The 8,201-nt window shown below is 74.6% G+C and carries 6 protein-coding genes; 1 reads left to right on the forward strand and 5 read right to left on the reverse strand.

Translation table 11 applies throughout. From position 1 onward, the window contains the following. Positions 1-221: 221 nt before the first annotated feature. From AB0E96_RS35130 to AB0E96_RS35145, 4 genes are all read right to left on the reverse strand, one after another. The gene (locus AB0E96_RS35130) at positions 222-2,036 is read right to left on the reverse strand and encodes a GMC family oxidoreductase (protein WP_359829876.1); all 1,815 of its coding nucleotides are present in this window, start codon (positions 2,034-2,036) and stop codon (positions 222-224) included. A gap of 230 nt (positions 2,037-2,266) precedes the next feature. After that, positions 2,267-3,898: a succinic semialdehyde dehydrogenase gene (locus AB0E96_RS35135; RefSeq protein ID WP_359829878.1), complete on the reverse strand. Its 1,632-nt coding sequence runs from the start codon at positions 3,896-3,898 to the stop codon at positions 2,267-2,269. A gap of 95 nt (positions 3,899-3,993) precedes the next feature. Further along, on the reverse strand, positions 3,994-5,748 hold the full coding sequence (locus tag AB0E96_RS35140; RefSeq protein WP_359829879.1) for a serine/threonine-protein kinase: 1,755 nt from the start codon (positions 5,746-5,748) through the stop codon (positions 3,994-3,996). A gap of 161 nt (positions 5,749-5,909) precedes the next feature. Then, positions 5,910-7,022: a hypothetical protein gene (locus AB0E96_RS35145; protein ID WP_359829881.1), complete on the reverse strand. Its 1,113-nt coding sequence runs from the start codon at positions 7,020-7,022 to the stop codon at positions 5,910-5,912. A gap of 57 nt (positions 7,023-7,079) precedes the next feature. Here AB0E96_RS35145 and AB0E96_RS35150 point away from each other — a divergent pair, with 57 nt between their 5' ends. Further along, positions 7,080-7,610, forward strand: coding sequence for an SHOCT domain-containing protein (locus AB0E96_RS35150; RefSeq protein WP_359829883.1), 531 nt, complete (start codon positions 7,080-7,082; stop codon positions 7,608-7,610). 9 nt (positions 7,611-7,619) lie between these two features. Here AB0E96_RS35150 and AB0E96_RS35155 read toward each other — a convergent pair whose 3' ends face one another. Beyond that, complete coding sequence (locus AB0E96_RS35155) at positions 7,620-8,084, reverse strand: hypothetical protein (RefSeq protein ID WP_359829885.1); 465 nt, start codon at positions 8,082-8,084, stop codon at positions 7,620-7,622. Positions 8,085-8,201: the final 117 nt, after the last annotated feature.

The raw sequence follows: 8,201 nt of genomic DNA on the forward strand, positions 1-8,201 counted from the left end.
GGCTCGCCGTACTCCTCGACGTCGGTCGAGCCGCACCGGGGGCAGGTCATGGTGGGCGCCCCCTCCTCCGACGTCGCCCCGCACGCTGTGCAGTCGGCCATGGCCCGCGTTCCCCCCGCTCGACGAGTCCCTGGCAGGCCCAGGGAGCCCGTTTATCCCATCGGACCCGAACCGATGTCAACCGGGAACGGGGGCACGCGGGTTGGCCCTCCGGGCCGGGTTCAGCCCCGCTTCCTCGGGACCTCCGGGACGGGCAGCAGCGGCAGCCGCAGCGCCCCGAACGCCCCCTCGGGCACGGCCGGCCGCACCGGCGCCACCGCCGCCACCCGCCGGTACTCCTCGCCCTGGGCCGGTCGCGGGTCCGCCTCGCCCTTGTTCGGCCACATCGACAGGGCGCGCTCGGCCTGCGCGGTGATGGTGAGCGAGGGGTTGACCCCCAGGTTGGCGGAGACGGCCGAACCGTCCACCACGCTGATCCCGGGGTAGCCGTACAGCCGGTGGTACGGGTCCACCACGCCCGTCCCGGGGGCGTCGCCGATCGGGCAGCCGCCCAGGAAGTGCGCCGTCATCGGGATGTCGAAGATCTCGCCGACGGTGCTGCCCGGGAAGCCGTTGATCTCGTCGGCCAGCGCCTGGGCGCCCCGCTCCGCCGCCGGGATCCAGGTCGGGTTGGGCTCGCCGTGGCCCTGGGCGGAGGTGAGCCGGGGCTTGCCGAGCGGGCCCTTCTTCAGCGAGACGGTGATCGAGTTGTCCAGCGACTGCATCACCAGGCCGATGATCGTCTTCTCGGACCAGCGGCGCTGGTTCATCGAGCGGGCGAAGGTCACCGGGTGGAGCGCCGAGTTGCCCAGGTAGCGCAGCCAGCGCGGAACCGCGCCGCCGCCCCTGACCTGGGCGATGGACAGCGCGCCCATCGCGTTGGAGCCCTTGCCGTAGCGCACCGGCTCGATGTGGGTGTTGGCGTCCGGGTGGATCGAGGAGGTGATCGCCACGCCCTTGGTGAAGTCCGCCTTGGTGCCGTAGCGCCGGTCGGTGGTCTGCGCGCCCACCAGGGCCTCGGAGTTGGTGCGGGTCAGCTCGCCCAGCCGCGCCGAGATCCGGGGCAGGTGGCCGTCCTCCCGCATCCGGTGCAGCAGCGACTGGGTGCCGTAGGTGCCGGCCGCGACGACCACCCGCGCCGCCGTGACGGTCCGCGCGCCCGCCTTCACCCGGTCAGTCCTCGAGCGCGCGTCGGTGCGCCGCACGTCCACCGCGTAGCCGCGGCTCCCGTCGGCCCCGCCGATCTCCCGGATCCGGGCCACCGTGGTGAGCGGGTGGATCTCCGCCCCGCCCTTCTCGGCCAGGTACAGGTAGTTCTCGGTGAGCATGTTCTTGGCGCCGTGCCGGCAGCCGGTCATGCACTCGCCGCACTCCACGCAGGCCTTGCGGGACGGACCGGCGCCGCCGAAGTACGGGTCGGCGACCTCGCCCCCGGGGGCCGCCCCGGCCGCCCGGGAGGTGCCCCCGGCGTCCTCGCCGTCGCCGAAGAAGACCCCGACCGGCGCCATGTGGAAGGTGTCGCCGACGCCCATCCGCTCGGCGGCCGCCTTGAGGTGGACGTCGGAGGGGGTGAGGGTCGGGTTGAGCCGGACCCCGAGCATCCGCTGCGCCTGGTCGTAGAACGGCGCCAACTCCTGCTGCCAGTCGGTGATGTGGCACCACTGGCGGTCCTCGAAGAAGGCCTTCGGCGGCACGTACAGGGTGTTGGCGTAGTTCAGCGAGCCGCCGCCGACCCCGGCACCGGCCAGGATCAGCACGTTGGCCAGCAGGTGGATGCGCTGGATGCCGTACAGCCCGAGCCGCGGCGCCCACAGGTAGTTCGGCAGGTCCCAGGAGTTCCTGGGCAGTTCGTCCCGGTCGAAGCGCCGCCCGGCCTCCAGGACGGCGACCCGGTAGCCCTTCTCGGTCAGCCGCAGGGCCGCGACCGAACCGCCGAAGCCGGACCCGACCACCACCACGTCGTAGTCGAACTCCGCCGCACCGCCGGACTCCACCATCTGCCACCGCTCCTTCGCCGGATGAACCTGCCTGTGGGTACCGCGAACCGGGCCCCGCCGGACGGGCGGGGCCCGAAGGGCCTGCGTGAACGGGCCCGCGTGAACGGGCCTGCGTGAACGGGCCTGCGTGAACCGGGCCCGCGCCGACGGGCCGGAGCGCACCGGGCCCACGTGCGCCGGGGTGCTCCGCGCGCCGGGCTCTCCGCACTCCGGGCCCGCCCGGAGCGGGCCTACTTGAAGCGCAGCGCCTTGAGCGCCCGCAGCCCGCCGGTCATCACAGCGGCGAACTGCCGGTCGTCCAGGCCGAACGAGGGCGCGATCGGCATCAGCCGCTGGGTCGCGATGGTCTGCGCCTCGGTGAAGCGCAGGATGCCCTCGGCGCCGTGCCGGCGGCCCAGCCCGGAGTCGCCCATGCCGCCCATCGGCGAGCCGACCGAGCCGTACGCGGCGGCGTACGCCTCGTTGACGTTGACCGTGCCGGTGCGCAGCCGGGCCGCGACCGTCCGCCCGCGCCGCAGGTCCCTGGTCCAGACGCTGGAGTTCAGGCCGTACGGCGTGGAGTTGGCGGCGGCCACCGCCTCCTCGTCGGTGTCGAAGCGGTAGAGGGAGACGACCGGCCCGAAGGTCTCCTCGGCGCAGACCGCCATGTCCGGGGTGACGCCGTCGAGGATGGTCGGCTCGAAGAAGAACGGGCCGAGGTCCGGCCGGGCGCGCCCGCCGGCCACCACGGTGGCGCCCGCCTTGACCGCCTCGTCCACGTGCCGGGTGGTGGTCTCCAGCTGGCGGACGGAGACCAGCGATCCCATGTCCGCACCGTACGCGAGGCCGCCGCCGAGGCGCAGCGCCCGGGTGCGGGCGGCGAAGCGCTCCAGGAACTCGTCGGCCACCGAGCGGTGCACCAGCAGGCGCTCGATGGAGATGCACAGCTGCCCGGCGGAGGAGAAGCAGGCCCGGACGGCACCCGCGGCGGCCGCGTCGAGGTCGGCGTCGGCGAGCACCAGCATGGCGTTCTTGCCGCCGAGTTCGAGCGAGGCGCCGACCAGCCGGGCGGCGGCGCGCTGGGCGACGTCGCGGCCGGTGCGGGTGGAGCCGGTGAACGAGACGTAGTCGGCGTGCTCCACCACGGCGGGGCCGATCACCGGGCCGTCGCCGATCACGATCTGCCACAGGTCGGCCGGCAGTCCGGCCTCGACCAGCAGCTCGCGGGCCCACAGCGCGGTCAGCGCGGTCTGCGTGTCGGGCTTGTTGACCACCGCGTTGCCGGCCGCGAAGGCGGGCAGGGCGTCGCCGACGGACAGTTCCAGCGGATAGTTCCACGGCGAGATGTGGCCGACCACGCCCTTGGGGCGGCGGGCCTCGACGGCGTGGGTGAGCACCGGCAGCGCGCCGCCGCGCCGCTTGTCCTTGAGGTATCCGTGCGCGGCCCGCCCGTAGTGCCGGGCGGCCATGGCGACGGCCAGCACCTCCTCGAAGGCGTGCAGCCGGGCCTTGCCGGTCTCCGCCTGGACGAGGTCCAGCACCTCGTCCTGCCGCTTGAGCAGCAGGTCGTGGAAGCGCAGCAGCACGGCGGCCCGGCGGCGCACCGGCAGCGCGGCCCAGGCCGTCTGGGCGCGGCGGGCCAGCTGGAAGGCGACCTCGACGTCGGCCGGGGTGGACTGCGGCAGGCTGGCCAGCCGTTCGCCGGTCAGCGGGGCCACGGTCTCCACCAGGTCGGGCTCGCCGGTGGCGGTGACGCCGGCGGCCAGCCGGGCGACCAGGGCCGGCGGGACGGCCGCGGCGACGGTCCGGCCGCCGCCGGGGGCGGCCGGGTTGCCGGCGCCGGGGTGTTCGGTGGCCACTGCATCTGCTGTGAGGTCCGACATACGGCGCAGCCTAGGCGACCGGCGGCCGTCCCGGTACCCGTCGGTAACAAGAATCTGCCGCAGTCGGGCGAAAGCGGACGCGCCGCCCGGCCCGGTCAGCGGGTCGGGGTGAAGCTGTTGAGCACCGCGTAGAAGCGCTGCTCGGCCTCGTTCCACTCGCTGCCCTTCTCCGGGCTGGACGAGTAGATCGCGTAGCTGGTGCCGTCCTGGCTGATGAACTCGGTCTCGATCGCGCGCCGGCGGCCGCCCTCCTTGGCCAGGTAGCTGAACTCCCAGACCGCCGCCTCCTGGCCCTTCACCGCGGTGCCGGCCATCCGGTGCTGCTTGTAGTCCCTGAGCGACTTGGAGACGCTGGTCTCCATCTGCCGCATGTGATCCAGCGGCTTGACCGACTGGCCGACGGTGACGGCGAACTGGAGGTAGTGCACCTTGCCGTCGGGGCTGTAGAAGATCTGGTTGTCGCCCGCGCTGATCCGCTGCCAGGCCGGTGTCCCGTTCGGCAGCGGGAACCGGAAGCCGGCCGGGTCGTCGACCCAGTGGTAGCCGCTGGGCGGCGCCACCGCCGGCGTGGCGTCGCTGGTGGGCTCCGGCCCGGTGGACTCGGCGGCGGACGGCGTCGGGTCGTCGGGGCCGTCGCCGCCCACCACGTGCCGGGTGACGAGGAAGGTGCCCGCGGCGGCCAGCAGGCCGACGGCCACCGCCACACCGACGATCTTCAGCAGGCTGCGGCGCTTGGCCGGTCCGCGCACGGGCGCTATGGAGTGCGGCACCGGCGCGACGGGCCCGGTCTGCGCCCGTGCCATGGCCTGCGCGCCCCCGGCGGTGTCCGGTTCGGCGGGGACGGCGGGCGGCGCGGGCGGCCCGGCGGGCGCGGCGGCCTTCGGCTCGGTCGGCTCCTCGGAGCCCCCGGCCGGCTCCGTCGCCGGCTCCGGGCGCTCGCTGCGGTCCACCACCGGCACCGACTGGGTGGGCGTGCGCACCGCGGCGACCGACTTCAGGCCGATCGTGTGCCCGGCCTGCACCTCGGCCAGCATCCGGGCCACCTCGTCGGCGGCGGGCCGCTCGGCCGGGTCCTTGGCCATCAGCGCGGCCAGGACCGGGCCCAGCGGGCCGGCACGCCGGGACTCCGGCAGCGGCTCGTCGACCACCGCGGCGAGCGTGGTGATCGGCGAGTCCCGCCGGAACGGCGACTGCCCCTCGACCGCCGCGTACAGCGTCGCCCCGAGGCCCCACAGGTCGGAGGCCGGTCCGGGCCGCTCGCCCTGGGCGCGCTCCGGCGCCAGGTAGTCCGGCGAGCCGACCAGGTCGCCCGGCCGGGTCAGCTCGGTCGCGCCCTCGTACTTCGCGATGCCGAAGTCCAGCAGCACCACCCGGCCGGTACCGCGCTCCAGCAGCACGTTGGCCGGCTTGACGTCCCGGTGCAGCACGCCCAGCTGGTGGCCGCGGTGCAGGGCGGCCAGCACCTGGCTGCCGACCTCGGCGGCGGCGCGCGGCTGCAGGGTGCCGTCCTGGCTGATCACGTCGGCCAGCGAGCGGCCGTCGACCAGCTCCATCACGATCCACGGCCGGCCGTCCTGCTCCAGCACGTCGTGCACGGTGATCACACCGGGGTGCTTGATCCGCGCGGCCGCGCTAGCCTCGCGCTTCATCCGGGTGTGCAGGATCTGGAGGTCCTCCTCGGGCAGGTGGTTGACGGTCAGCTCCTTGACCGCGACCTCGCGGTCGAGCATCCGGTCCCAGGCCCGCCAGACGGTGCCCATGCCACCCCGGCCGAGCCGCTCGCCGAGCTCGTACCGCCCGGCCAGCAACCGCTCCGCCTCGGCCGCATCCGGCCGGTCCTGCACGCCCATCTGCGCCCGCTCCCCCACACATTCCGCCTGCCGTCACCGCGACGGAGGACCTGGTGCAGACCACTGTTCGAACAAATCCCACGCACACATTAGGCGCACCTTGCCGCCCCCGGTAATCACGCCCACCCGCTGGACCGCAGGACCGGAACCCGGGCGGGTCGTCAGCCCGCGAACAGCACCACGGCGGCAATTCCCAGCGCGAGCAGCACGAACACTCCACCCACCAACAGCGGCCCCCACAGGGAGGGGGGTATCCGGGGCGGTTTCGCCCCGTTTCCCGCCCCGAAGTCCCCACCGTCGCCGCCCTTTCGGGCACTCCCCCGCGCCCCGGAGCCGCCCCCCGGACGCCGCGGCCGAGGCACCGCCGGCGCCTCCGCCCGCGTCGCCCGGACCACCGCCGACCGCTCCCCGTCGACCGGCTCCGGCGCCCCCGCCAGCAGCTCCGCCAGTTCCCCGCGCACCGCCTCCGCCGTCGGGCGCAGCGCCGGATCGGGCTGCAGCAGCCGCTCCACCAGCGACGCCAGCGGCCCGCACACCACCGAGGGCTCCCGCCGCCCGTCCCGCACCGCCGTGACCAGCTCCGGCACGTCCCGCTCCGGGTACGGCGAGCGGCCGGTGACCAGCCGCTGCAGCAGCACCCCGAGCGCCCAGCAGTCGCCCGCCGGGCCGCCGTCCAGCGGCCAGCGCTCCGCCACCGGCCCGACCAGGTCGGCCCGCACCTCGTACCGGCGCCGCCCGCCCGGCCCGCCGAGGTCCTCGGCCAGCGCCTCCTCCGCCACCCCGGCGAGCAGCCCGCCGAGCATCGCGGCGCCGTCCTCGCAGACCAGCACCGACTCCGCGGTCACGGCGCCGTGGGTCAGCCCGGCCGCGTGCAGCGCCCGCAGCGCTCCGGCCAGGTCCGCCGCCAACTCGGCCGCCCGGTACGGCGGCAGCGGTCCGTCGACGAGCAGGTCGGCCGCCGTCCGCCCGGCCGGCCGCTCCTCCACCGTCCACAGCAGCTCGCCCTCGACGAAGGCGCCCACCCCGCGCAGCAGCCGCGGGTGCGCGACCGGAGCGGCCGAACCGACCGCCGCCACCCGCCGCACCAGCCGGTCCGCCTGCGCCGCGGCGGCCTTCTCCGGATCCTGACCGGCCGACAGCAGCCCGGGCAGTTCCAGGGCGCCGAGCAGGACCGATTCGCCGGTCCGCTCGTCCACCGCGTGGGCACGCAGCGGCTCGGGACGGTCCGTCAGCCGGTACCGCCCCGCCAGCAACTGTCCGGGGCCGCCTCGCATGCCAGTTCCTCTCGCTCGCCGACCAGCCTACTGAGCGGCTCCCTTAGGCTCGATCCCATGGACTGGACCGATCTGATCGACACCGCCTTCGAGGCGGCCGGAAACAGCGGCAAGGGCAACCACGCGGAGGCCGTTCGGGCCGTCGAGGCGTCCGTCGTGGCCGACGAGAAGCCGGTCGCCTCCACCGCCGGGCGCCACCCCGACCACTTCCGCAAGGGAGTGCTCGTGCTGACCACCCACCGGCTGCTCTTCCTGAAGGACGGGAAGCCGCCGGTCCCGGTTCCGCTGGCCTCCGTCACCGACGCCACCGTGACCCGCACCAAGCTCAACGGCGAAGTGCTGCTGGTGGTGGCGCTCACCGGCTCGCACCGCTTCGAGGACGTGGTCAAGGCCGAGTTCTTCGCCGAGCAGCTCCGGGCCGCCGCCCGGGCCGCCCGGAACGCCCCGAAGTCCCTGTCCGCCGCCCCCGCCGAAGCCTCCACCGGCGAACAGCTCGTCGGTCAGCTCGAACGGCTCGCCGCCCTGCACGCCTCCGGCGCCCTCACCGAGGACGAGTTCACCCGCGCCAAGCAGCGCCTGATCGGCTGAGCGGGCCCGTCACGGCGCGGGCTGGAAGCTGTTGAAGACGACGTCCCGGACCGGGGCCTGGGCGGCCCACTCGGTGTCCGGGACGATCCAGTAGATCGAGTACCCGTACTTGGCCGGGGTGCCGGTCACGAAGCCGCGGTTGAGCGAGTGCGTCCTGGGCGTGCCGTTGGTCCACTCCCAGTCCGCCGCGTTGGTCCACTGCCGGTAGGTGATCGCCGACAGGTTCAGCCGCTGGTAGTTGCTGACCTGGCCGCGGACGTTGGGCTCCGACTCCTGCCAGTCCGCCACCGCGCTGGCGCCGGGCGACGTGGTCCACTCGATCCGCAGCTGGCTGCCGTCGGCCGCGTTCTTGAAGATCCGCCGGTTGGCGTCCGACCCGGTCTGCTGCAGCCCGTCCGGCAGCACCACCGAGAAGCCGCTCGGGTCCTTGTACTCGTGGTACCCGGCCGGCACGGCGCCCGGTACCGGCTGCACCGGGGTCTGGGCCGGTGCCGGGCAACCGCAACAACTTCGGCTACGACTCCAACCGCTGGGACATCTCGCCGTTCCTGCGCAACGGGGACACCGACATCAAGATCCTCTTCGACACCG

The sequence above is a fragment of the Kitasatospora sp. NPDC036755 genome (assembly GCF_040636595.1).
Classification (GTDB): Bacteria; Actinomycetota; Actinomycetes; order Streptomycetales; family Streptomycetaceae; genus Kitasatospora.